The organism is Bacteroides bouchesdurhonensis, assembly GCF_900155865.1.
Taxonomy (GTDB): domain Bacteria; phylum Bacteroidota; class Bacteroidia; order Bacteroidales; family Bacteroidaceae; genus Bacteroides; species Bacteroides bouchesdurhonensis.
The window spans coordinates 909,452-934,673 of sequence record NZ_LT707006.1 but is presented as its reverse complement, the minus strand read 5'-3'; the positions used below and the strand labels follow the sequence as shown (position 1 = coordinate 934,673).

At 39.5% G+C, this 25,222-nt stretch carries 28 protein-coding genes and 1 pseudogene; 4 read left to right on the top strand and 25 right to left on the bottom strand.

Annotation, left to right across the window (positions count from 1 at the left end; translation table 11 throughout):
* Positions 1-63 precede the first annotated feature (63 nt).
* From CZ225_RS03700 to CZ225_RS03690, 3 genes are read left to right on the top strand one after another with little or no spacing between them, the layout of a single operon-like run.
* Positions 64-1,284 (top strand): DUF3575 domain-containing protein, encoded by a 1,221-nt coding sequence (locus CZ225_RS03700; RefSeq protein WP_013611927.1) that lies wholly within the window; start codon positions 64-66, stop codon positions 1,282-1,284.
* Positions 1,281-2,201 carry a DUF5119 domain-containing protein gene (locus CZ225_RS03695; RefSeq protein WP_007856438.1) on the top strand — a complete coding sequence of 307 codons (921 nt, stop codon included), beginning with the start codon at positions 1,281-1,283 and terminating at the stop codon, positions 2,199-2,201. Before CZ225_RS03700 ends, CZ225_RS03695 begins: the two co-directional genes overlap by 4 nt.
* Before the next feature lie 43 nt (positions 2,202-2,244).
* Complete coding sequence (locus tag CZ225_RS03690) at positions 2,245-3,363, top strand: fimbrillin family protein (protein WP_077153010.1); 1,119 nt, start codon at positions 2,245-2,247, stop codon at positions 3,361-3,363.
* 188 nt (positions 3,364-3,551) lie between these two features.
* Here CZ225_RS03690 and CZ225_RS03685 read toward each other — a convergent pair whose 3' ends face one another.
* The 10 genes and pseudogenes from CZ225_RS03685 to CZ225_RS03640 all read right to left on the bottom strand — a co-directional run bounded on the left by CZ225_RS03685 (position 3,552) and on the right by CZ225_RS03640 (position 14,951).
* Entirely contained in the window at positions 3,552-3,809 is a 258-nt protein-coding gene (locus CZ225_RS03685) for a hypothetical protein (RefSeq protein ID WP_074784304.1), read from the bottom strand.
* A gap of 4 nt (positions 3,810-3,813) precedes the next feature.
* Positions 3,814-4,573, bottom strand: a pseudogene (locus CZ225_RS03680) (ParA family protein).
* Between the two features lie 122 nt (positions 4,574-4,695).
* Entirely contained in the window at positions 4,696-4,989 is a 294-nt protein-coding gene (locus tag CZ225_RS03675) for a PG0541 family transporter-associated protein (RefSeq protein WP_077153009.1), read from the bottom strand.
* A gap of 12 nt (positions 4,990-5,001) precedes the next feature.
* Positions 5,002-8,163: an efflux RND transporter permease subunit gene (locus tag CZ225_RS03670; RefSeq protein WP_077153008.1), complete on the bottom strand. Its 3,162-nt coding sequence runs from the start codon at positions 8,161-8,163 to the stop codon at positions 5,002-5,004.
* Between the two features lie 13 nt (positions 8,164-8,176).
* Complete coding sequence (locus CZ225_RS03665) at positions 8,177-9,190, bottom strand: efflux RND transporter periplasmic adaptor subunit (RefSeq protein ID WP_077153007.1); 1,014 nt, start codon at positions 9,188-9,190, stop codon at positions 8,177-8,179.
* 22 nt (positions 9,191-9,212) lie between these two features.
* The gene (locus CZ225_RS03660; RefSeq protein WP_077153006.1) at positions 9,213-10,565 is read right to left on the bottom strand and encodes a TolC family protein; all 1,353 of its coding nucleotides are present in this window, start codon (positions 10,563-10,565) and stop codon (positions 9,213-9,215) included.
* 42 nt (positions 10,566-10,607) lie between these two features.
* Positions 10,608-11,264: a TetR/AcrR family transcriptional regulator gene (locus CZ225_RS03655; protein WP_033886838.1), complete on the bottom strand. Its 657-nt coding sequence runs from the start codon at positions 11,262-11,264 to the stop codon at positions 10,608-10,610.
* A 551-nt stretch (positions 11,265-11,815) separates the two neighbouring features.
* Positions 11,816-12,373, bottom strand: a complete 558-nt coding sequence (locus tag CZ225_RS03650; protein ID WP_129585738.1) for a hypothetical protein — start codon at positions 12,371-12,373, stop codon at positions 11,816-11,818.
* A 196-nt stretch (positions 12,374-12,569) separates the two neighbouring features.
* Complete coding sequence (locus tag CZ225_RS03645) at positions 12,570-13,211, bottom strand: DUF6563 family protein (protein ID WP_077153004.1); 642 nt, start codon at positions 13,209-13,211, stop codon at positions 12,570-12,572.
* Positions 13,212-13,748: 537 nt separating this feature from the next.
* Positions 13,749-14,951, bottom strand: coding sequence for an IS110 family RNA-guided transposase (locus tag CZ225_RS03640; protein WP_077152882.1), 1,203 nt, complete (start codon positions 14,949-14,951; stop codon positions 13,749-13,751).
* 170 nt (positions 14,952-15,121) lie between these two features.
* Here CZ225_RS03640 and CZ225_RS03635 point away from each other — a divergent pair, with 170 nt between their 5' ends.
* Positions 15,122-16,936 carry a MutS family DNA mismatch repair protein gene (locus tag CZ225_RS03635; RefSeq protein ID WP_077153003.1) on the top strand — a complete coding sequence of 605 codons (1,815 nt, stop codon included), beginning with the start codon at positions 15,122-15,124 and terminating at the stop codon, positions 16,934-16,936.
* Positions 16,937-16,968: 32 nt separating this feature from the next.
* Here CZ225_RS03635 and CZ225_RS03630 read toward each other — a convergent pair whose 3' ends face one another.
* From CZ225_RS03630 to rplR, 15 genes are all read right to left on the bottom strand, one after another.
* On the bottom strand, positions 16,969-17,508 hold the full coding sequence (locus CZ225_RS03630) for a hypothetical protein (RefSeq protein WP_077153002.1): 540 nt from the start codon (positions 17,506-17,508) through the stop codon (positions 16,969-16,971).
* A gap of 105 nt (positions 17,509-17,613) precedes the next feature.
* Positions 17,614-18,009, bottom strand: coding sequence for a hypothetical protein (locus CZ225_RS03625; protein ID WP_077155675.1), 396 nt, complete (start codon positions 18,007-18,009; stop codon positions 17,614-17,616).
* A 136-nt stretch (positions 18,010-18,145) separates the two neighbouring features.
* Entirely contained in the window at positions 18,146-18,637 is a 492-nt protein-coding gene (gene rplQ / locus CZ225_RS03620) for a 50S ribosomal protein L17 (RefSeq protein WP_077153001.1), read from the bottom strand.
* Between the two features lie 3 nt (positions 18,638-18,640).
* Positions 18,641-19,633: a DNA-directed RNA polymerase subunit alpha gene (locus CZ225_RS03615; RefSeq protein ID WP_077153000.1), complete on the bottom strand. Its 993-nt coding sequence runs from the start codon at positions 19,631-19,633 to the stop codon at positions 18,641-18,643.
* A 12-nt stretch (positions 19,634-19,645) separates the two neighbouring features.
* Positions 19,646-20,251, bottom strand: coding sequence for a 30S ribosomal protein S4 (gene rpsD / locus CZ225_RS03610; protein ID WP_077152999.1), 606 nt, complete (start codon positions 20,249-20,251; stop codon positions 19,646-19,648).
* Positions 20,252-20,367: 116 nt separating this feature from the next.
* Positions 20,368-20,757, bottom strand: coding sequence for a 30S ribosomal protein S11 (gene rpsK, locus CZ225_RS03605; RefSeq protein WP_004296327.1), 390 nt, complete (start codon positions 20,755-20,757; stop codon positions 20,368-20,370).
* 11 nt (positions 20,758-20,768) lie between these two features.
* A complete protein-coding gene (rpsM, locus tag CZ225_RS03600; protein ID WP_077152998.1) occupies positions 20,769-21,149 on the bottom strand; it encodes a 30S ribosomal protein S13 in 381 nt (126 codons plus the stop codon).
* Between the two features lie 33 nt (positions 21,150-21,182).
* The gene (ykgO, locus tag CZ225_RS03595; protein WP_002558051.1) at positions 21,183-21,299 is read right to left on the bottom strand and encodes a type B 50S ribosomal protein L36; all 117 of its coding nucleotides are present in this window, start codon (positions 21,297-21,299) and stop codon (positions 21,183-21,185) included.
* Between the two features lie 8 nt (positions 21,300-21,307).
* Entirely contained in the window at positions 21,308-21,526 is a 219-nt protein-coding gene (gene infA / locus CZ225_RS03590; RefSeq protein ID WP_002558052.1) for a translation initiation factor IF-1, read from the bottom strand.
* 1 nt (position 21,527) lies between these two features.
* On the bottom strand, positions 21,528-22,325 hold the full coding sequence (gene map, locus CZ225_RS03585) for a type I methionyl aminopeptidase (RefSeq protein WP_077152997.1): 798 nt from the start codon (positions 22,323-22,325) through the stop codon (positions 21,528-21,530).
* Positions 22,326-22,339: 14 nt separating this feature from the next.
* Complete coding sequence (gene secY / locus CZ225_RS03580; protein ID WP_077152996.1) at positions 22,340-23,683, bottom strand: preprotein translocase subunit SecY; 1,344 nt, start codon at positions 23,681-23,683, stop codon at positions 22,340-22,342.
* Positions 23,684-23,687: 4 nt separating this feature from the next.
* The gene (gene rplO / locus CZ225_RS03575; RefSeq protein WP_077152995.1) at positions 23,688-24,134 is read right to left on the bottom strand and encodes a 50S ribosomal protein L15; all 447 of its coding nucleotides are present in this window, start codon (positions 24,132-24,134) and stop codon (positions 23,688-23,690) included.
* Between the two features lie 30 nt (positions 24,135-24,164).
* Positions 24,165-24,341: a 50S ribosomal protein L30 gene (gene rpmD / locus CZ225_RS03570; protein ID WP_077152994.1), complete on the bottom strand. Its 177-nt coding sequence runs from the start codon at positions 24,339-24,341 to the stop codon at positions 24,165-24,167.
* 9 nt (positions 24,342-24,350) lie between these two features.
* Complete coding sequence (rpsE, locus tag CZ225_RS03565; RefSeq protein ID WP_025075452.1) at positions 24,351-24,869, bottom strand: 30S ribosomal protein S5; 519 nt, start codon at positions 24,867-24,869, stop codon at positions 24,351-24,353.
* Between the two features lie 5 nt (positions 24,870-24,874).
* Positions 24,875-25,219, bottom strand: a complete 345-nt coding sequence (gene rplR, locus CZ225_RS03560) for a 50S ribosomal protein L18 (RefSeq protein ID WP_024988108.1) — start codon at positions 25,217-25,219, stop codon at positions 24,875-24,877.
* Positions 25,220-25,222: the final 3 nt, after the last annotated feature.

Here is a 25,222-nt window from a genome sequence, read left to right as displayed (position 1 = left end):
TTCAAGGGGTGTAAAAGCCTGGGTTTGGATTGTCATATTAACAAATGATTAAATGACGAAAAGATGTTTTTTTATATTAAATGTGTATTGTTCGTGCTCGTGTTGAGTATAAGCGGAGAAATATCCGCTCAGGAGAAGCGTGATTCGGTAAGGATCTATTTTCATCAAGGAAAGGTAAATATAGATACATGTTTACTTGACAATGGGAACGAGATGGAGCGGTTTGCTAAAATCTGTTCCGCATTGAACGACTCCGTCCGTCTTATCAGGAAAATTCAAATAATAGGAGGAGCTTCCCCGGAAGGAGGGGGGCTATTGAATGGAAGGCTGTCTGAAAAACGAGCAGAGGTTTTGTGGCGGTATATATCACCTTATATAAAGATTCCGGTATTGGAGAAGGATTTTCATTTTTCGGGAAGTGACTGGAACGGACTTATAACGATGGTGAGAGCGGATGTGAATGTTCCGGAGAGGGAGGATGTCCTTCGTTTGTTGGAGAAGATCGTCCGTTTGGAAAACCAGGACAGCCCTTATTTGGGGGGAGAACTGAAAAGACTGAAAGGGGGGAGGCCATACTCATATTTGTATAAATTCCATTTTCCGAAACTTCGTTCGTCGATGGTGAAAATATGCTATGATAGTGATCCGATAAATCCCGTCAGAGATACGGTATATATACATACACGTGATACGTTGTGCATCCGTGATACCGTTACCGTCATAGCTCCGGTAAAGAAACGGCCGTTTTGCATGGCGGTGAAAACAAACTTGCTTTATGACGCTGTTTTGATACCTGACATCGGGGTTGAGTTCTGTTTGGGGAAGAACTGGTCTGTGGCCGGGAATTGGATGTATGCCTGGTGGAAAAGTGATCGGAAGCATAATTATTGGCGTATCTATGGGGGAGATGTGGAGTTGCGCCGCTGGTTCGGTCGGAGAGCGGTGGAAAAACCGTTTTCCGGGCATCATGTCGGATTGTACGGGCAGATCGTCACCTATGATTTCGAATTGGGTGGGAAAGGTTACTTGGGGGATAAATGGAGTTACGGGGGAGGCGTGGCTTACGGCTACTCGTTACCTGTGGGACATCGGTTCAATGTGGATTTCACGTTGGGAATCGGCTACCTTGGAGGATTGTACAAGGAGTACATCCCTTTGGACGGTCACTATGTATGGCAGACCACTAAAAAACGCCGCTGGTTCGGCCCGACCAAGGCGGGTATCTCTTTGGTGTGGTTGATCGGGCGGGGGAATTATAGCCGGAAGAAAGGAGGCAGGCAGTGATACTGATACGCTTTAGTCTGGTGTTCATATTTTTATGGATGGGACTGACGGCTTGTGAGCATAAGGATTTATGTTACGATCATCCGCACTTTGCCACGGTGCGGGTAGTATTCGACTGGACCAAGATTTCCAATCATGACAAGCCTGAAGGCATGAGGGTCGTATTTTATCCGACCGATGATGAAAGCAACACGTGGATATTTGATTTCCCCGGAGGAGAGGATGGGGAAGTGGAGCTCCCCGAGAATGATTACCGGGTAATTTGCTTCAACTACGATACCGACGGGATGGTTTGGAAAGAAAACGGCAGTTACACGCTTTTTACTGCCGATACGCGTGATGTTCGGTCGCCGGATAACCAGACAATGGCCGTCACCCCACCCTGGCTGTGTGGCGACCATATAGACAGAGTTATCCTCAAGGACATTCCGGAAGGAAGCACGAAGATAATACGGCTAACTCCCGTAAACATGGTATGTCACTACACGTATGAGGTGAACGGAATTCGGGGACTGGACAGGGTGGCGGATTTGCGGGCCGCTCTTTCCGGCATGTCCGGCTCGCTTAACATGTCCGGCGACAGTTTGCCCGCCGATCTTTCGGAGAGCCTGCTCTTTGATGGAATGGTTTCACGGAATCAGATTATAGGCGGATTCTATACGTTTGGACATTCCGCACTTGAAGGAGAGCCCAATGTTTTCCGGCTGTATCTCAAGAACCGTTCAGGCAGCATGTCTGTATTGGAACAGGACGTGAGCGACCAAGTGCATGATGTCCCGGTAGCGGGGCATATCGGTGATGTGCATCTGGTGTTGAATTTTGATTATGAGGTACCATCCGAGCCGGGAAGTGGCGGTCCGGGATTTGATGTGGACGTTGATGATTGGGATGATGTGAATGTGGATATAGTGTTGTAATCGAGTTTTATTAATTATATTTATTAACAATTTTATTCATTTTATGAAAAAAAGTACAGTAATGCTTTGGGCAATCTTTGGAGTACTACTGATGAGTTGCTCAGAAGAGGAGATTGCGAATGTGGAAATCTCCTCACGAAATGCGATTGGTTTTAACGTGTTAAGTAATGCGGCGGAAACGAGGGCTACCCCTACTACCAACACCAACTTGAAGAACACCGATTTCGACGTGTTCGCTTTTACGGCGGATGGTACTGCCTTCATGGGAAAGGTAGACACGGATTTTGGACATGACGGAGTGAAGATCGTGTACAAAAATGGTAAGTGGGATTATGACAATGCGAGCGACCTTCGTTATTGGCCTACCGAGGCTTTGGACTTTTACGCGTTCAATCCCGGAACGGTTAGTGAAGACATGATGGTGAATTATATGTGGGAAGCCTCCGGGACTGTCCAAAAGATAAGTTATACCTGCATCGATGAGTATGGAGCCGGTACTCATGAAAACTACGACGTGATGTATGCCATGGCCAAAGACCGGACAAAAGACATGAACAACGGAGTAGTGAAATTTAACTTCAAGCATATTCTGTCACAGGTCGTATTCAAAGCAAAGACCGAATACGATAACATGGAGGTGGACATCGACATGATCAAGATTCATAATTTCAAATTTGCCGGCGCCTTCACATTGCCTGCGACAGCCGAAGAAACGGGAAGTTGGAGTTCGTCTGATTTAGCATTTCCACACGCATTTACCGTAGTGAAAAACGCAAATATCACGGTCAATAGTAATACCGCAGCTACCGATATTTCCACAAATACTCCTATGCTGAATATACCACAGACGCTGACTGCTTGGACTGTTTCCGCACCCAACAAAAGCAAGTTGGAGGCCGATAATGCGAAGCAATGTTACCTGGAGATCTCCTGCAAAATCCGGCAGTCCGGAGCTTATCTGTTGGGTTCAGCAAGCGAATACAAAACAATTTATGTTCCGTTCGGAGATACATGGGTAGCGGGCAAGCGTCATATCTACACGTTGATTTTCGGTGGTGGTTATGATGATCAGGGAGAGGCTGTGTTGAATCCGATCCGGTTTGATGCAGAGACAACAGGCTGGGTTGATGCAGATAATAAAGACGTAAACGTCAAACCTTAATCCAAACGTTTATTAATATCGTACCCGTTGGCAGGTTAAACATACGCAAGATTAATCCCGCCAACGGGTTCTTTATAGGGAATCGCATTTTCAATATACTTTTTGATGTGTAGGGGTGCTTTTTGCGTACCTTTTTCCTGGAGAATTTCTTTTGTGGAGTGTTTGCCCTGTATATTCCCGATACGCTGTTATAGCAGGGAACTGTTTTTATCCAAGTAGTCAGATATAGCCTCTTGCAATACCGATTTTAGCGAATCGCCTTTGCGGATCGCGATCAGCTTTAAGTTCTGGTGATAGGTTTCGTCCATGACAAAATTACAATGCACGGTTTTCGCTTTCTTCGGCTTTTGAGCCTCTTTTTGCCCGGCCGTGGATTGGAGCAGGTTGTCTAACCCCCCGGTCAGCCCGGCCGACATATTGTTTTTTAAATCGTTCTTCTTTGCCATATGGTTACTTTATTTCTGTTAGCAGTTCGTTACATACCTTCTCGTAGTCCTCTGCCCCGGCAGATTTTGGAGCATAGTGAAAAATATCCTGCCCTTGTGTCGGGGCTTCGGCCAGCGTAATGGCGTTGCGTATATGGGTGCTGAACACTTTGCCCTGGAATGTTTCCTGTACCAGTTCCGAAACGCTCTTGTTCAGGTTCTTTCTTCCGTCGTACTGGGTTATCAGAACCCCGGCTATCGAAAGATCCGAGTTCAAACGTTGCTGCACCTTGTGGACTACCTGCATAAGTTTAGCCATTCCACGCATTGCCAGGAATTGAGCCTGAACCGGGATAATCAACCGATCCGAGGCCGTCAGTGCGTTAAGCGTGAGCAGCGACAGCGAGGGGGGACAGTCGATCAGGATATAATCGAATTTCTCCTTTTGGCCTTTGATAAGGTGGGCTAAGATAAGCTCCCGTCCGGCCTCGTTGATTAACTCCGTTTCAACGGCCGAGAGATCCAGGCAGGAGGGAACGACGCTAAGGCCGTCCTTATGCTCGTAGATCGGCAGGTCGTATTCGCCTTTCATCGCACCGTAGATCGTTTGGGGAAGCTCCGCAGAGAAGCCCAGCGATTCGGTCAGGTTGGCCTGCCCGTCAAGGTCGATCAAAAGAACCTTGTACCCTTTTTGACGTAACGCACCGCCCAGGTTGATCGTGGTTGTGGTCTTTCCTACTCCCCCCCTTGTGATTCAATACGGAGATTACTTTTGCTTTGCTCATAAATTCAGTTTTTTAAATGGTTGTCATGTCCGCAAATATAGTTAAAAAGCGATAAAAAGAAAGGAGAATCTACATTATTTAATGCGATTCTCCTTTCCATTTATTTATTCACTGTATAGGTGTCAGATCGTTCGTTCAATATTCCAGACAAAAGCCCGTAAACCCAATTGCTCGGTTTCCAGGTCCATCTTATGTAATGTATCCAATAATGGATCGACCTTATCATCATCGACTACCGTAAGGATTGCCGAACACATACTTGGCCATGCATGGCTACCAAAATGCGGATCACCAGTCTTCGAGCCACGCCCCTGAACCTTCTCCAAATAGCTGAAGCCACGACAATTCAAGCGGTCTAGCAATGCAATGATACGTTCAAAATAGGCCTGATCGAATGTTATTAATACTGATTTCATATTTCTTTTCTATTATTTCTTTATATAGTCACTTTTATTTTCCCGGAAGTAAAGATCCAGTTCACGCTGACGGCGTAACTTGCGACGTTGGTTCTTGATTCCTGTACCGGCAAATACACAATATAGAGTCGGAATCAGAATCAATGTCAATATGGTTGATACGCTCAAACCGCCAATTACAGCGATCGCCATTGGGCTCCACATTTCCGAACCTTGACCTCCACCGATAGCCATCGGAATCATACCGAGTACGGTAGTAGCAGTAGTCATTAATACCGGACGAAGACGACTCTTACCAGCCGTTACTACAGAATTCATGACTGTCAAACCACGTTCACGACAAAGAATGATATAGTCAATAAGCACAATACCGTTCTTCACCACAATACCGATCAACATAATTCCTCCCAGCAAACTCATAACACTTAATGTACTCTTTGTGAAAAATAATGCCATCAAAACGCCACTAAATGCAAACGGCAAAGAGAACATAATGATGAACGGATAAGTTAATGATTCGAACTGTGCCGCCATTACAATAAATACGAGGACAACAATCAAAACGGCAAGTGTTCCCAAATCACGAAACGAATCTTGCTGATCTTCATATGAACCGGCTACCTGAATAGAGATTTCACCGGGGATATCCATTTTATTGATAATAGCGTTACCTTCATTTACTATATTACCCAATGCTTCTTTACCGGAAATAACAGCAGAGACAGTTACAATACGTTCACGGTCTTTACGTTCAATAGTAGGAGGCGCAAAACGCTCTACTACTTTACCCACATCTTTCACACGAACAGCTTCACCTTGAGTGTTATAAATCAGAATATTCTCAATACTTTCCAAGCTAGTACGATATTCTGGTGCGTAACGAACTTTAATGTCATACTCATCACCATCTTCACGATATTTCGAAGCCACTGCACCATTGATCCGGTTACGCAAATAATTACCGGCAGTAGACAGGTTCAACCCATGCATGGCAAGTTTCTCCCGGTCAAAGTCTACCTGATACTCCGGCTGGTAGTCACTACGACTAATATTTACTTCCGATACACCTTTTAAAGCCTGCAATTCACGCTTCAAACGAGCTGCCACACTATCAGTGATCGCCATATCATATCCGTACACTTCAAAGTCAGCACTTGCCTGAGCAGACATACCTGTATTACTACCTCCCAAAATTACCTGTGCTTTACTGAATTCCGGATAAGCCTTCAGGTCTTCACGCATCTCGTCACAAACTTGTTCTAATGAAATATCACGATCCCCTGGGTCTACCAAACTGATATTAAAGGAAATAATATGTGAACCGTTGTCCTGCATAGAAGCCCAAGTATTGTCTGAGTCTGCCTGACCGACAGTATAGTTGCACACTTTCATTACGCCCTTATATTTCTCGAGCCATTTCTGTGTCAGTTTCTCGGAAAGTTCTTGTGCTATTTCTTTTCGCGTACCAATCGGCAATTCCAATTGTACTGCTATACGAGCATTATCCTGTGCCGGGAAGAACTCGGTACCAATGCCTTTGGCACAAAGCAAACTGATAATGAAGAATGTAATACATCCCACAATCACAACCGGGCGATGACGTACTGCCCAGTTCAGCATCTTTGCATACCATACATCAAGTCCGTCCAGAGCTTTCTCAATCGGAGTAAAGAAGAGTTTGAACATCTTTGATGGCTTCTTCTGTAAACGAAGTAACTGCGAACAGAGCATTGGAGTAAGCGACAAAGCGGCTACGGTAGAAATAAACATAATAGCACACATCATCCATCCTAACTGCTTGAAGAGTACACCGGACATACCACTAACCATTGTAAGTGGGAAGAATACAGCAATCATGGTCAATGTAGAAGCGATTACAGAGATAGCCACCTCATTCGTTCCATGTACAGCAGCTTGCTTCGGGTCCGAACCGCGTTCAATGTGGGTTGTTACGTTTTCCAGTACTACAATCGCATCATCCACCACCATACCGATTGCGATGGATAGTGATGATAGAGAAATGATATTAATTGTATTTCCGGTAACTGCCAGATAAATAAAGGAGGCAATCAATGAAAGCGGTATGGTAATACAAATAATCAACGTCGCACGCCAACGTCCCAAGAATAGAAACACAACGATCACAACGAACAGCAACGCATAGACAACGGTTTCTGTCAAACTGTCGATTGTGTTCAAAATATTGTCTGAGGTATCGACAATCACACCCAACTTCACATCGCTCGGCAAACTCTTTTGTAGTTTCGGAAGTGCTTCTGCTACCTTCTTTGAAATTTCTACAGAATTAGCGCCCGACTGTTTCTGAACAATAATCATGGCTCCTTTGACACCATTATTATATGTTTCCTGTGCACGTTCCTCTACAGTATCCACGATTCGGGCGACATCACGCAAGAATACATTGGCCCCGTTGTGTGTACCAACTACAACATCTTTCAGCTGCCGGGAATCATTGAACTCACCTTCGACACGTAATGAGTACGTCTCACTGCCAATGTCAAAGTTACCGCCCGGAATGTTCTTATTCTCAGCTCCGATGATTGAACTAATCGTTTCGATTGTCAGATTATAAGCTTCCAATTTATTCGGGTCACAATATACCTGTATCTCTCGTTGCGGCGCACCACTGATTGAAACGGTACCGACACCCGGAATACGTGCCAACGGATTTACTACACGGTCATCCAATATTTTATAAAGAGCGGACTGACTCTCATTGGCCTGTACTGAAAGCAGCACAATAGGAATCATATCTGTACTAAACTTGAAAATGATTGGATTCTCAACATCGTCTGGAAGTTGAGAACTTACCATATCCAACTTGTCGCGTACATCGTTTGTTAGTACATCAATATCATTGCCAAACTCAAATTCCAACGTGATCAATGACATATTCTCGGAGGAACGAGAGGTGATATGTTTCAAATTACTCACCGCATTCAATGTGTTTTCCAACGGGCGAGTCACATTATTTTCTATATCCGACGCACTTGCGCCGGGATAGGCGGTCATTACCATAATCGTGTTTGTATCAATATCCGGATACAAATCGATAGGTAATTTGGACAAAGAGAAAAGACCAAAGATCACCACTGCCAGGAAGCAGAGGGAGGTCATAATCGGTTTCTTAACCGCACCTTCGTATAAACTCATTTCTTTAATTTAATTATTTTTCAACATCTACTTCTGTTCCATTCACCAGACGTGCCTGACCGGCAACGACTACTTGTGAATTATCAGGGACACCAGATATCAACTCATATTCTGATCCCATACGTCTGCCTAATTGGACTTTGTTATAAGATACTTTACCGTCTTTGTAAACAAATACATAACGATCACCTGAACCGGCCTGCTTCACTATTGCCAAATCAGGAACAACGACGTGATCTGCCGTTCCGAAATTGAGAGTAGCACGGGCAAACATTCCTGGACGTACGCGCTGGTCTCTATTATCAAGTTTGATTTCTACTTGGAAAGTACGTGTAGCTGCATCGATAGTCGGATAAATCAGGCTAATCGTTCCTTTAAATATCTCGTCACCATATACATCTAATTTCAAATCCACCGGTGCCCCCTTCTTTACTTTAGTGAAGTAAGTTTCTGATACGTTGATTAAAAGTTTCACCGGAGTAATTTGTTCGACTACCAGTACAGGGTTACCACCACTATACATATCACCATTATCATAATTACGAGCAGTAATAACTCCGTTGATCGGGCTTAATAATGCTGTATTTTCCAACAGATTCTTATAAGCAGTCTCCTTCACATCCAACTGCATTTTAGCTGCATCCCATTCTGATTTGGAGGCACCACCCACTTTATAGAGTTCGTCGATGCGATTAAATTCAATCTCCTGATTATCCAGCTGCAACTTTGTCTGTTTCAGGTTTGCAGCATCCATCTGTACCAACTTCTGCCCCTTTTTTACGCGGTCACCTACTTCGACAAAAATCTTATCAATGCGCACCGGTGATGAAGGAGCGATATTGTTCTTCACTTCTGCTTCTACTGTTGCTGTGTACTCTTGTATCTGCTCTACGGGACGAGCTGTTACATCAGCCACTTTTACCCTGAGTTTCTCTTCTTCTTTCACAGCTTCCTTTTCTTTTCCACCTGTACATGAAGTCATAAATACTGTCAATAACAGGGCTACTAATTGGATACCTTTTTTCATATTCCTTAGTTGTTTTAGTTGTCTATCTTTGTTCTTTTCCCAAAACCTGGTCAAGATCTGCTCTAGATACCAGGTAATCATAAATTGCTTGATTGTAAGTCAGCTGCGCCTGAGTTAACGATACCTGCGAACTATTCAGTTCAAGCACTGTTCCTTTACCGATATCATAACGCTTCTCAGCAATCTGAACAGCCTTTTCTGCTTGCATCACATTCTCTTTGTTACTAGCTAACTGTTCCGAACTGGCAGTCATATTATTGCGGTAACTTGTTATCTGCATATTCAACTTTCTTTCCGTATCGATACGATTCCAATCGAGCTGCCGCATTTGAATCCGGTTGGATTTCAACTTAGTGAAATTGCTTGCCCGATACAAAGGAATACTCAAATTAAACATCAAAGAGGAACTATTGCTCCAGTTATACTTCAAGAAATTAATATTCGGATTATACAGAGACTGATATTGATAAGAAAAGCTCATTGACAATGTAGGCATGAAGTTTGTCCGCAAAGATTTTACATTCTTCTCCAACAGTTTCATATTCAGGTCCATCTGCCTCATTGTCGTATTATCATCCAATCCCAGATGCTCTTCTGATAGTTGATTGGCGAAAACAGCAGTTTCGTAATTTGTCAGGTTGTCATTGATCTTAATATCTACATTCGCAGTAATGCCCATCAATACTCTCAACTGTAATTTTGCCAAAGTAATAGCATTCTCGGCGGAAATCAGATTAGGCTTAATGCTACGCATCTGTACTTCCGCACTGATCTTATCAAATTCACTAACACTTCCTTGTTCAAATTTTGCTTTCACTACATTATAATTGTCCTCTGCTACTTTATAACTTCCTTGAAGCACATTATAACTATCTTGTGCAAGCATCAACTGATAGTATGCCTTACTAACCTGATTTACCAAATCCTGTTTAGATGCACGCGACTTCTCCACAGCCAGTTCTATATCTGTTTTCGTCATCGACATAGCCCGGTAAACAGACGGTACAAACAATGGCAGATTAATGCTCAACCCTGCATTTGCTGTATTAGTGTTGTCTTGTCCCATCTTGAACGACTGATTGTTCAATTTCATTTCAGCTGCTTTAATTGTATGATCTAACGTTCCCGTCAGGCTAGCCTCAGGTAATAAGTTCTGCCAGGCTTCTTTACCTGCCACTTTTTTCAAGGCTATTTCATCTGCAGCCACTTTCATCGTTGGATTCTCATCCAATGCGATTTCTATGGCTTTATTCAACGTCAGGACCAACGTGTCCTGCGGTGAATCTGCTGTCTGAGCCTTTGCAAGACCAAATGCTCCAACCGCTATCGCTGTCAAAAGTAACCTCTTGCCTGTCAATTTCTTCATTCTGTTCATAATCTCATTCTTAATTAATCCTTAATTGTTTGTCGCCGGAATTCAGTCATTAATATGCCCGATCCGGTTTTTACGATATTCTTGTATAAAATCTTCTAATACTTTCGCTCCTTTCTCTGTCGAAATTCCCCGTATATAAGTGAACATAATGGATTCGTACACTTCAATAAAAGGATATTCGCTGCAAATATCTGTATTCAGAAGAACATCAAATTGCTCACGTACCAATAGATTAACGATCGCAAAATTGACATCCGAACGGAAAATACCTTGTTCAACACCCGATTTAAAGAAAAACATAGTTTTCTCTGAGTCACTATCCTGACGATCTTGCATCATTGCATATACTTTTGGATATTTCTTGATATCTTCAAAGAAACGCTTGTTCGTCTTATGGAAAATTTCTATGCTCTTCTGAAAAACGGCAAGAATCACCTCTAATACATTCGATGAATGCTCATATACTTCTTGCAGATATTTATCCCTGTCTTGCTGAATCTTCAAAATACTTTCTTTCAGCAAGGTTTCTTTATCTGCAAAGACCTCATAAAGAGTACGCTTCGATATTCCTAAGGCTGCTGCAATATCATCCATTGTAATACACTTGATACCTTTTGAAGTAAATGCTTCTGTTGATGTCATTATGATCCGTTCTCTCAATTCCGCCCTTTGTGAAGCGTCTTTTCCATGTTCCATCATCACTCGTTTTCTTTTTGGTTAGACTCCTAGTTTTCTTCAATTTCACCTCTATAATAGGAAAAACGGAACAAAGATATATAGAAAACTCAATTAACAGATTAAGTTTCCATATATTTATAGCCTTATTGATAAATATTATCATTCTACCAACAAATATAAAAACAAGTGTTAATAGGAAATACGGAGCAAAAATAGAAAAGATAGAGAAGTAGCATAAAGTTTTCTCGCCATCTAAAGGATGAGAATCGACAAATGCCGGATAAAAGCCGATAAGAGAACGACTTTTTATCCGGCATAACAGTTACCAGTATTAACGAGATGAAAAAGGATAAAGAATGTGTTAGTACTCTAACTCCGTTCTTTCTAAAAAGGCAACCGTCTTATGTTTCTCTTTGTATATTACCATATTATCTTTTGTAATTGTACCTATCTACTCTTAGAAAACGCTCCCGAAATAACGACGTTTCCCAAAGGTAACGGTATTCGATTCATTATGCAATATATTCTAATCATTCTTTTGCAGTTATCTGAACATTATTAGCAACTTCCATTTATACCGCAATATGCCAATTGCACAGATTATGGAATTGGCTTGTCTTCATGGGATTGGTTATATTAATATGTAAAGCCCTGAAGTGTGGTGAAATAAAAAATTCTAATGAATATCTGGATTCAATAACATAAGCTCGCTCGTGAATCAACTTTCTAAGGTATTGTTTAACCAGACTATACTGCACCAATTTTTGCCAGTTCTGACCCGTTTCACCATTTAAATGTAACTTATAAGGACATATATTAATACTATGGCCAATCATCGTCTGAAAAGATTTGATTTCAATATATCTATTATAGCATTCTTCAATAGGCTTTAACTTCGAATTTCTTTCCGGAGGGAAATAATATCCGTAAATTCTGATATGAATACAAAGTTTTTCTATTAATTCAATAGTAAGTTGTTCAGTTGGTTCAGAAAGGATATAACGTAATGTATTATTGAGTGTTACAAGAACTTGTCCCGGGGTAAACGTATAACCACGGTTGGAAGCTCTCCGGATACCTTCTACAAAAGTTGTATAGAGAAGTAATGTGTCACCAAGAGTTATTCTCATAATAAGCAGAATCAAAGATTACAAACCGTAAACAAGACTGTCTTATAACTCTTCGCAAGATAAGAAAAAGATTATATAAAGACAAGAAAATCAACTTATTTATTATTTGAAAGTTGATTAATTTTAGTTCGAGTAAATAACGGTATTCAAATGAGTCTCAAAACCTGAATATAAATTAGGGAGTTTATAAAAAGAACTACTTCTTTTGCTTTTGTAACATCAATAGGTATTTAAAAGTGTTCTCCGCTTCCTGACTACCCTCATTCAAATAAGCCTCCTTCCAATCCGGATATTTTTTTAGTAATTTGAGCATTTCTTCTTGACCCAGAAAATCAATTTTACCAGTTTCACCATTGAGTACATAACATACACGTTTGGTTACCAAGCCTGATGCTGCCAAAGCATCTCCAACATTACCTCCAAGTTTTACATCGTCCGCCTCCACAAAATTCTCACCAATCTTGGAACCTAAAGGCATTGCACAAAAATAAATATTATTGCCCAACTGAACTGCAGGAGCATACCAGGCTCCAAACCGTAACTTCTTATAGCGCAATTTACGACAATTTACATAAAGATCTCCTTCATTTGTACGCACAGCAAAACAACGCTTCTTCAATAAACGACACATCGATTCATCCTCAGCAACCGTTATCCGATAATCAGCACCCCCTGATAAAACAATCTGATTTCTAGAACGCTTCTCAACCCTTAATACAGCAACCGTATCACCATCTTGAGTGAGTAATTGTTTCAGATTGGAATATATAACATTTTGCGCAATTGACGGAAGACTAATTGCACCTAAAAGTAACCATAAAATATATCTTCTTTTCATAAGCTATCCTCCTTCTCTCTTACTTAACGCATTTTCGTGTGGAAAGTTATATATTTAACCGCATAAAAACAAGTTTGGAAAAAGAAAAAATGTAAAATGATAAACGATAATCCTCTACCCATAAGGTAGATCATACTCTGCTATATAACCATGTAGAAGAAATATATATACTATAAATAGACGTATTTATACGAGCGTTAATAAACAGTAAATCTACATTTATGAATGATAGTATTCTTTCTTAACCTTTACAAATAATAGTACCTTTCCTCTAAAAAGAAAAATCCCCAGCTCTTATATTCGTATGTAACTTACTTGTATCTAATTAATTATACTTATAGTCCGTAAATTTTCCCACAAAACGCCTAAGACGACAAGTGTTTTGTCGTCCGAAGTAATAAAGTTTGTTACTTTCCTCTTCAGCCTGAAAGGACTACGCCGGTGTCCAATCCCTCTATGGATACAATAATTTTGTAAACGCGCTCCTGTGGCAGCACAAAGGTAATTATGTTGTCGATAGAGGTATATCGGAAAGGTCTATCCGACCCATAACGATTCTAATGCCTGAATATCATTTTGCCATTCCGCCTCCTTTTCAAGACGCTTGAGGTAAACATCTATAAAATCCTCGTCTTTTGTCAGCATGTGCCATACCGCGACCAATAGCTTTCGGGCGATGGCTACTTGTATCTTCATCTTGTTCTTATGGCGTTGGGTGCATTGCACGTAGCTGAAGTTTGAGAAAAAGCAGTTGCGGGTTCTTGATGCGACCCAGGATATTTCAATCAATATCTGACGCAGGAATCGGTTCCCATGCGTCGTCCTGTTGCTCTTGACTTTATTGTTGCTTATATCATTGCGTGGTTTCAATCCACACCATCCTACGAGGTTTGTTGCTTTTTCAAACGGTTTCATGTCAGCCCCGGTCTCCGCAATTATAGCCGAAGCGGCGCGTTCTTTAACACCGGGGATGCTCTGTAGACGTTTGAATTGTTTCGGGAAGTGTTCCTGGCACATGGCAATGAGAGCATTCCTGCATTCTTCGATTTGTCGCTCGATTACCTCTATAAGCTCTGCGTATTGCTTTAACAAACAGATGTCTGCCTGGTGGAAGTCACCCGTTACGGCATCCTTTATGATGTTGCGTCCGTATTTACGCAGAGTTTTTCCATGAATGAGTTTCACCAGCTCCTCAGGGTCTGTTATACCGGTTATTATTGCACGGACGCACTTCTGATAGCTTTTTCCATTGACTCGGGATACATAGTTACTTAACCGAAAACCACATCGCTGTAAAGCAGCGTCCAGTTTATTGGTGTTATACGTCAGGTCTTCATTCAGGTCGAAGATGCGACGGTTATACTTGCGCATGTCCTGCACTGTCTTATCCGGCACAAAGCTTCCCCGAATCAGATTCTTCAACAAGCATTCCGCTATCCATTGGGCATCCTTCACATCACTCTTGCGACCGGGAAGCTGCTTTATAAAATAAGGATTTACCAATTTGAGAGACATGCTCTCGCACAAGGCATTCCACACTGGAACCCAATAGGTCGAAGTGCTTTCCATTGCTGCCTCTGTCACCCCATGAGAAACCATGTCGGAACACATAAGTTGTAAATCAGGAGTCAATGTACCATAAACTTTTGCAAAAATAACGGACTCTGTATTGTCCATCACACAGAGATAAATTGTATCTTTGTGGACATCAAGGCCGGCCACGATTCTGTCTTTGTCCATATTTGAGATTTTTTAGTTACACTCCTTAAATATAGGACATTCATAACAATTAAACGAAGTATGAAGCAGAGTTTGCGGGTTGGCCTCGGTTTTTATTACGCTGGTGTAGAAAAACTCGATTTTTCTATATAATTTTGTCCAAAACTAATATATTTTAAGTAAACTATCTTATGGAAACATTAGAAAACATCATAGAAAACTATCAGAAAATAGTTCTCGAATCAGAGCAGCAATTACAAAAAACTCGTAAGCAGATCCGAAATATTAGCTTATTGCGATTATTTCTGTTTATAGAAGCTGTAATAGCTGCTTTTTACTTTTGGGATAAGGGGTGGGAATATATTCTTCTTTTTTCTGTCTTTCCTATCCTCTTGTTTATCTGGTTAGTAAAACGGCATAATCTATGGTTTCATAGAAAAGACTTTTTAAAAAAGAAAATAGAAATTAATAACCAAGAACTCTGTGCTATCCAATACGACTTTTCCAATTTTGACGGTGGTAAAGAATATATCGATCCATCTCATCTCTATACTTTCGACTTGGATGTATTTGGAGAACACTCTCTCTTTCAATACATCAACCGAAGTTCTACTCCTATCGGCAAACAGCAACTTGCCGAATGGTTTAACCATCATCTCAAAGATAAAGAAAGTATTGAGCAAAGGCAAAAAGCCATACGTGAATTATCTTTAGATCTGGAATATCGGCAAAAGTTCCGTGTATTAGGTTTACTATACAAAGGAAAATCGGCCGATATCTCCGAAATCAACCAATGGGCTGCCAGTGCCAGTTATTATCGCAAACACTCATTTCTTAGAATTTTACCAAGTATAGTCACTATTGCCAATATATTATGTATCAGTGCTTCTATTTTGGGGGTTATTCCAGGTAGTATTGCCGGAGTAGTATTTGCATGTTTTGTCACATTTAGTTTCATTTTCTCAAAAGGAATTACTAAAATGCAAGCAACTTACGGAGAAAAGCTGCAAATACTGTCTACTTATGCAGATCAGATTCTTCTCACTGAGAAAAAAGAGATGCATAGTTCTATTCTAATAGGATTAAAAAGTGAATTAACAAGCAAAAATCAAACAGCTTCACAAGCTGTACATCGCCTCTCCAAGTTGATGAATGCACTCGATCAACGAAGTAACTTATTAATGAGTACTCTATTGAATGGTCTTTTATTTTGGGAATTACGTCAAGTAATACGAATTGAAAAATGGAAAGAGTCTCATGCCTCTGATCTTCCTCGTTGGCTAGAAGCTATTGGAAAATTTGATGCTTATTGCTCGCTAGCTACTTTTTCCTACAATCATCCGGAATTTATCTATCCGCAAATAAGCTCACAATCATTCCATCTACAAGCAGAAGCTTTAGGACACCCGCTTATGGATCGAAACAAATGTGTTAGAAACGGAATTAGTATAGAAAAACGTCCATTCTTTATTATTATTACGGGGGCAAATATGGCAGGAAAAAGCACTTACTTACGTACGGTAGGAATCAACTATCTCTTAGCCTGTATAGGTGCACCTGTATGGGCCAAACAGATGGAAATATTTCCTGCCCGTCTTATCACCAGTCTACGGACAAGTGACTCACTGACGGATAACGAGTCTTATTTCTTTGCAGAACTTAAACGACTAAAGTTAATCATTGACAAGCTTCAAGCAGGGGAAGATTTATTCATTATCCTCGACGAAATTCTAAAAGGGACAAATTCGGTAGATAAGCAAAAAGGCTCTTTTGCCCTTATAAAACAATTTATGAGTATGAATGCCAATGGCATCATCGCCACTCATGATCTATTATTAAGTAGCTTGGCCAACTCCTTTCCAAAGAATATCCGTAATTATTGTTTTGAAGCAGATATCACTAATAACGAATTGACTTTTTCTTATAAAATGAGAGACGGAGTTGCACAAAACATGAATGCCTGCTTTTTAATGAAAAAAATGGGAATAGCCGTCATTGACGACTAAATTCCCATCAAATTTAAAGAATCAAAATCTTATTAATTCATCTTACTTTTTGCAAGAAAAGCAGCAATAGTTGCAGCCTCTCCATTCGTAAAATAATGAACAGTAGTGATCGGCTGATATGTATAAGGAATAAATTGAAACAACTGAACAGCGGCAAATTTATTATCCTCAGAAAGTATTATGTCCATACGAAGATTACCGCTTGTTTCGCTTTTGATTCCTGAATCCATCGATAAATTTCCGAAATTCACTAGCTCTTTCAACTTATCCATATGCTTCAAATCAAAGAAAACACTCTGCTCTTTAGCAACACTGCCAGTTGGAACATAAACAACTTCTTTTGATTTCCAAAATATACGAAATATTCCAACAAGAAATAAACCAGTTCCAAATACCATTAAAGCCATACTAATTGTAGATGATTTATCTTCCAGCTCAAAAGTAGAAGCAAAAGATAAGATACCTATCAATAACATTATACATGAGAATACAATTCCAGAAATACTCGTACGTTTAGCGATATCAGGATGTGAAGATGCAAAAATAGTTGCATCAATAGTTTGAGTTGCCATATTATTTGAAATTTAAATTATTAGTAAAAATAGAAAATATAAAAACTGCTAGTATGTAATCAGTACATAGAAGCAACTGACAAGTTTACACTAATAAACAAACTCCTAAATAATAATATGTTTTAAAGTAAATACATAGTATTCACTTGCTGGCTGACAATAACACGAAACTGTTGTTGCGTAGATTTTCTCCCGATGCAATGATAAAGAGCTCTCTCTTTCCGCCCAATTTTGCAGGAAGTTTTTTAATAAAAAGAAATATTCACAGTTCTGCACACGTTGTATACGGGACATTGAAACCTGATGACATTGCAAATTGTTAGCCAATACTGCAACAGGCAAATATGGGAATTCTGGAGCACCGATCTGATCCTGATGTACCAAGTGAACTACAGGAACACATTCTTCTTGTTCCAGTTTTTCATTGGAAATATTGCTCGCAATCCCATTCAGGAAAACTGTTAGCAACAGGAATAATATAACCCTTACAAATCTTGCCATATTCTCTTGCAAATATAACAGAATATTTATGAGAATTGTTCACTCAGGAAATCTTTTAATGTATCTTTAGAAAATAAACAAAAAAGGCTACCCGTTGTGAGTAGCCTTTTTTATATGTATACGAATAACTTTAAAATTATTCAGCTGATTCAGCTTTTGGTTCTTCAGTTGCAGGAGCTTCAACAGCAGCAGGAGCAGCAGCTTCAGCACTCTTCTTAGAACGACGAGTACGAGTAGCTTTCTTAGCAACTTTTTCTTTAGCCATGTTTTCATTGTAGTCAACCAACTCAATGAAACACATTTCAGCATTATCACCTAAACGATTACCAGTCTTGATAATACGAGTATAACCACCTGGGCGATCAGCAATCTTAACCGAAATTTCTTTAAATAATTCAGTTACTACAAACTTATCTTGTAAATTACTAAATACAACACGACGAGAATTTGTTGTGTCATCTTTAGCTCTTGTAATCAAAGGCTCAACAAACTTCTTCAAAGCTTTTGCCTTTGCAACAGTCGTAGTGATTCTTTTGTGCTTGATCAAAGAACAAGCCATGTTAGATAACATAGCACTTCTATGAGAAGCAGTACGACCTAAATGATTGAATTTTTTATTATGTCTCATTTTTTATTCTTTATCTAATTTATATTTAGAAATATCGGTTCCAAACGACAGATTCAGACTTTCCAGCAAATCATCAAGCTCGGTAAGCGATTTCTTTCCGAAGTTTCTAAACTTCAATAAGTCAGTCTTATTAAATTGTACTAAGTCACCAAGAGTTTCTACATCAGCAGCTTTCAAGCAGTTGAGTGCACGGACAGATAAGTCCATATCAACAAGTTTAGTTTTCAACAACTGACGCATATGCAATACTTCCTCATCAAACTCTTCATTGCCATCAGAATCATTGCTTTCCAGAGTAATCTTCTCATCTGAGAACAACATAAAATGATAAATCAGAATTTTTGCAGCCTCTTTCAACGCTTCCTTCGGGTGTATAGAACCGTCGGTAGTAATTTCAAGTACCAACTTTTCATAGTCAGTCTTTTGTTCAACACGATAGTTTTCTACCGCATACTTGACATTACGTATCGGTGTATAAATAGAATCGATTGGAATTACATTAACATCCGTACAATATTCGCGATTTTCATCAGCGGGAACATATCCACGACCTTTGTTAATTGTAATATCAATCTGCATAGTTGATTTAGAATCTAAATGACAAATAACTAATTCCGGATTTAACACTTCAAATCCAGTCAAATACTTACCTATGTCACCTGCTTTAAATTCACTAGAATTCTCGACAGTGATGCTCACTTTTTCGCTCTCGAACTCTTCAACTACTTGCTTGAATCTTACTTGCTTCAGATTCAAGATAATGTTGGTAACATCCTCTTTTACTCCCGGTACACTAGAAAATTCATGCTCCACACCATCAATTCTAATAGTAGTGATAGCAAAACCTTCTAATGATGAGAGAAGGATACGGCGTAATGCATTACCGACAGTAATACCAAAACCCGGTTCCAACGGACGAAATTCGAATTTACCGAATCTGGAGTCCGCATCCAACATTAATACTTTATCAGGTTTTTGAAATGCTAATATCGCCATGAAATTAATTATTTATTTAGAATACAATTCAACGATCAAATGTTCTTTAATGTTCTCAGGAATATCTGCTCTTTCAGGTATATGTAACAACTTACCAACCTTTGAAGTTTCGTCCCACTCCAACCAAGCATATTTACTATGATTGAAACCTGCGAGAGAATTAGCAATAACTTCCAAAGATTTAGATCTTTCACGAACACCAATCAATTGTCCTGGTTTTACGGCATATGAAGGGATATTTACCACTTCACCGTCTACTGTAATATGCTTGTGACTAACCAACTGACGCGCAGCAGCACGTGTAGGAGCAATACCCAAACGGAACACTACATTGTCAAGACGACCTTCCAACAACTGAAGCAATACCTCACCGGTAATACCTTTAGCTGTTGCTGCCTTTTCAAACAAATTACGGAATTGTTTTTCTAAAACTCCATAGGTGTATTTTGCTTTTTGCTTTTCACGAAGTTGCACACCATATTCAGAAGTTTTTCTTTTTCTAGAATTACCATGTTGTCCGGGAGGATAGTTCTTCTTTGATAAAACTTTATCAGCTCCAAAAATTCCTTCACCGAATTTACGGGCAATTCTTGTTTTTGGTCCAGTATATCTAGCCATTTCTTTTAAATATTTAATTGTTTATTCATGAACTCAATTTGTTGCAGCCGCGATTGCAGAGAAGAAATTATTGCAATCCAAAAACAAAATCAAGATCATTTTAAGTTAAAGGTAAATTAAACTCTACGTCTTTTCGGAGGACGACAACCATTGTGCGGAAGCGGAGTTACATCAATGATTTCAGTAACTTCGATACCAGCTCCGTGGATAGTTCTAATAGCAGACTCACGTCCGTTACCTGGACCCTTCACATACGCTTTTACCTTTCTTAGGCCAAGATCAAATGCAATTTTAGCACAATCTTGGGCAGCCATCTGAGCTGCATAAGGAGTATTCTTTTTGGAACCTCTAAATCCCATCTTTCCAGCAGATGACCATGAGATAATCTGCCCTTCACTGTTTGCAAGAGAAACAATAATATTGTTGAAAGATGAATGAACATGCAACTGTCCATTAGCGTCTACTTTCACATTTCTCTTCTTAGCTGCAACTGTTTTTTTTGCCATATCAACAATTATTATTTAGTAGCTTTTTTCTTATTAGCAACGGTTTTCTTTCTACCCTTACGAGTACGTGCATTATTCTTAGTGCTCTGTCCTCTAACTGGTAGCCCAATACGATGACGTACACCACGATAGCAACCAATATCCATTAATCGCTTAATATTCAATTGGATTTCAGAACGAAGATCTCCTTCTACTTTAAACTCTGCACCGATAATCTCACGAATCTTAGCAGCTTGATCATCTGTCCAGTCTTTAACTTTCAGATCTTTATCTACACCAGCTTTATCTAAAATTTTTGCTGAACTACTGCGACCTATTCCATATATATAGGTCAACGCAACTTCACCTCTTTTATTCTGAGGTAAATCTACACCAACTATTCTTATAGCCATATACTAAATTATTCTTTTTGCAAAAATAATAAATTATCCTTGACGTTGTTTATACTTAGGATTTTTCTTGTTAATAACATACAAACGGCCATTACGTCTAACGATCTTACATTCTGGCGTGCGTTTCTTTAATGATGCTCTTACTTTCATATCTTATTTTATTTATATCTAAACACAATTCTTCCTTTCGATAAGTCGTAAGGAGACATTTCGACTCTCACTTTATCACCAGGCAGGATTTTGATGTAATGCATCCTCATCTTACCTGAAATATGTGCAGTAATCTCATGTCCGTTTTCTAATTCAACACGAAACATTGCATTTGACAATGCTTCAACTATAACTCCATCTTGTTCTATTGCAGATTGCTTTGCCATACTATATTGCTTTATCTCCTAAAACTTCTTCAATGAATTTGAACGAAGACAAAATATCTGCCTCACCAGACCCAACGGCTACCGTATGCTCAAAATGCGCTGCGCACTTCCGATCTCTGGTTCTCACAGTCCATCCGTCACGTTCCATAATCACTTGTTTGTCTCCCAATGTTATCATCGGTTCAATCGCAATACAAAGACCTCTTTTCATCAAAGTACCGTACCCTCTTTTACCATAATTGGGAACCTGAGGATCTTCGTGCATTTCTTTGCCAATACCATGACCAACAAACTCACGCACTACGCCATAAGAATGAGACTCACAATATTGCTGAATAGCATATCCGATATCTCCGATTCTTTTGCCTTGCACTGCATTCTGTATGCCAATATATAACGCTTCTTTAGTTACCTTCAACAAATTACGAATTTCTTCATCCACCTCTCCTACGCAAAAAGTATATGCAGAATCACCACAAAAACCATTCATGTAAGTTCCGCAATCCACCGAAACGATATCACCTTCTTTTAAAATGGTATCCCCTGGAATTCCATGTACTACTTGCTCATTTACAGAAGTACAGATGGATGCAGGAAATGGTTCACCATATTGATTCGGAAATCCTTTAAAAGTTGGAGTTGCTCCATTATCTCTGATAAATTCTTCAGCAACTTTATCCAACTCACGCGTAGTAACACCAGGTTTCACCAATTTGGCAACTTCAGCTAATGTCTTACCAACAAGTAAGTTGCTCTGACGGAGCAATTCTATTTCATCTTCTGTCTTAAGAAATATCATTTCCAATCAAAGAATTAATATGCCGCCACACCAGCACGTCCCTTAATACGACCAGACTTCAGTAAACCGTCATAATGTCTCATCAACAAATGACTTTCTACTTGTTGCAATGTATCAAGAACAACACCTACAAGAATTAACAAAGATGTACCACCGAAGAACTGAGCAAATCCGGCTTGTACTCCAAAAACACCAGCAAAAGCAGGCATAATTGCAACCAATGCCAAGAAGAAAGAACCAGGCAAAGTAATATGTGACATAATATCATCAATATACTCAGCAGTTTGCTTTCCTGGTTTGATTCCCGGAATAAAACCATTATTTCTCTTCATATCCTCCGCCATCTGAGTCGGATTAATTGTAATTGCAGTATAAAAATATGTAAATAATATAATCATTACCGCAAAAACGAAATTATACCAGAAACTTGTATGATCAGTAAACGCATGCAAGAAACCACCTGCTGCATTATTACCATTGGAATAACCGATAAAAGCAATTGGAATAAACATTATTGCCTGAGCAAAAATGATAGGCATTACACCAGCAGCATTCACCTTCAAAGGAATATACTGTCTTGCACCACCATATTGCTTATTACCTACAATTCTCTTTGCATACTGTACAGGAATTTTTCTCGTACCCTGCACCAAGAGAATAGCAGCACCAATCACTAATAACAAGAATACTACTTCAATTATAAACATGACCAGACCACCGCTCTTATTCGTAACTCTAGAAACAACTTCCTGAATTAAAGCATCCGGGAAACGAGCAATAATACCAATCAAGATGATAAATGAAATACCATTACCAATACCTTTATCAGTAATTCTTTCACCAAGCCACAAAATAAACATACTACCTGCTGCCAAAATAACAGTAGAGGTAAACATAAACAGAGTCCAATCTAATGAAGCATTCAAGGAAGTGCCAGTCTGCGCCCTAAGATTGAGCAAATAAGAAGGAGCCTGAACTAATAATATAGCAATCGTCAAATAACGAGTATATTGATTCATCTTTCTTCTGCCGCTCTCACCTTCACGTTGTAATTTTTGGAAATACGGTACAGCAATTCCTAACAACTGAATTACGATAGATGCAGAGATATAAGGCATAATTCCCAATGCAAAAATAGATGCATTAGAGAATGCTCCTCCAGAAAACATATTTAACAAGGCCAAAAGCCCTTCACTTGTTTGTTCGTGCAATTTTGTCAGCATAGCCGGACTAATACCAGGCAATACTACATAAGAACCAAAACGATAAATTGCCACAAACAATATGGTGATGAGGATCCGTTGTCTCAGATCCTCAATCTTCCATATATTCTTTAATGTTTCAATAGCTTTTCTCATTGAATCAGAGTTTTACTACACTTCCACCAGCAGCTTCGATAGCAGTAGTTGCAGTCTTAGAGAATGCATGAGCTTCTACTTCCAGCTTATTAGTTAAAGTCCCATTACCTAATACTTTTACCAACTGATTTGAAGAGATAAATCCTGCTTCAATAAAATCACTTACACCAACTTTCACCAAATTCTTAGCTTCAGCAAGTGCCTGAATAGTATCCAAGTTGATAGCCTTATATTCTATACGATTAATATTCTTAAAACCAAATTTAGGTACCCGACGTTGAAGAGGCATCTGCCCACCTTCAAAACCAATCTTCTTAGAGTATCCAGATCTTGATTTAGCTCCTTTATGACCTCTTGTAGAAGTACCACCTAGACCAGAACCAGCACCACGTCCTATTCTCTTTCTTGTCTTAGTAGATCCCTCTGCAGGTTTTAAATTACTTAAGTTCATATTGTAATTCGTTTTTTATTCAACAAATAATTACTTAATAATGGTAACCAAGTGTTTTACTTTATCTACCATTCCAAGAATTGAAGGAGTACATTCGTGTTCAACCACACGATTCAGCTTACGAAGTCCCAGCGCATCGAGAGTTCTTTTTTGATCAGCTGGAGCACCAATTCTACTTTTAACTTGTTTAATCTTTATAGTTGACATATCTCCTCCTTATCCTCTAAATACTTTTTCAACACTAATACCTCTGTTCTGAGCAATCATTCTTGCATCACGCATCTCACTCAAAGCTTCAATTGTAGCTTTAACTAGATTGTGTGGATTTGAAGAACCTTTAGATTTTGCTAAAACATCAGTAATACCAACACTTTCCAATACAGCACGCATTGCACCACCAGCTACAACACCCGTACCATGAGATGCAGGTTTGATAAATACTTCAGCACCACCAAATCTAGCTGATTGTTCGTGAGGAACTGTACCTTTCAACACAGGTACTCTAACCAGATTCTTCTTAGCTGATTCAACACCTTTAGCGATAGCAGCTGTTACTTCACCTGCTTTACCAAGTCCCCAACCGATAATTCCTTCTTCGTTACCTACAACAACGATTGCAGAGAAACTAAAAGTTCTACCACCTTTGGTAACCTTAGTAACACGATTAATAGCAACCAATCTATCTTTCAGTTCTATATCGTTAGTAATCTTAACTCTATTATTAACTCCTGCCATAATGATTAAAATTTAAGTCCTCCGTTACGAGCAGCATCAGCTACTTCTTTTACTCTCCCATGATATAAGTAACCATTACGGTCGAAAACAACAGTTGTAATACCTGCTTCCTGAGCCTTTTTAGCAATCATTTCACCAACTTTAGCAGCTTGTTCTTTCTTTGCAACTTTTTCAGTCATACCCAAAGAAGAAGCAGCAGCTAGTGTCTTACCAGAAAGATCATCGATAATCTGGACGTAAATTTGCTTGTTACTTCTAAATACACTCATACGCGGACATTCAGTAGTACCTGAAATCTTATTGCGTACTCTATATTTGATCTTAACTCGTCTTTCTATTTTTGTTGTCATAAT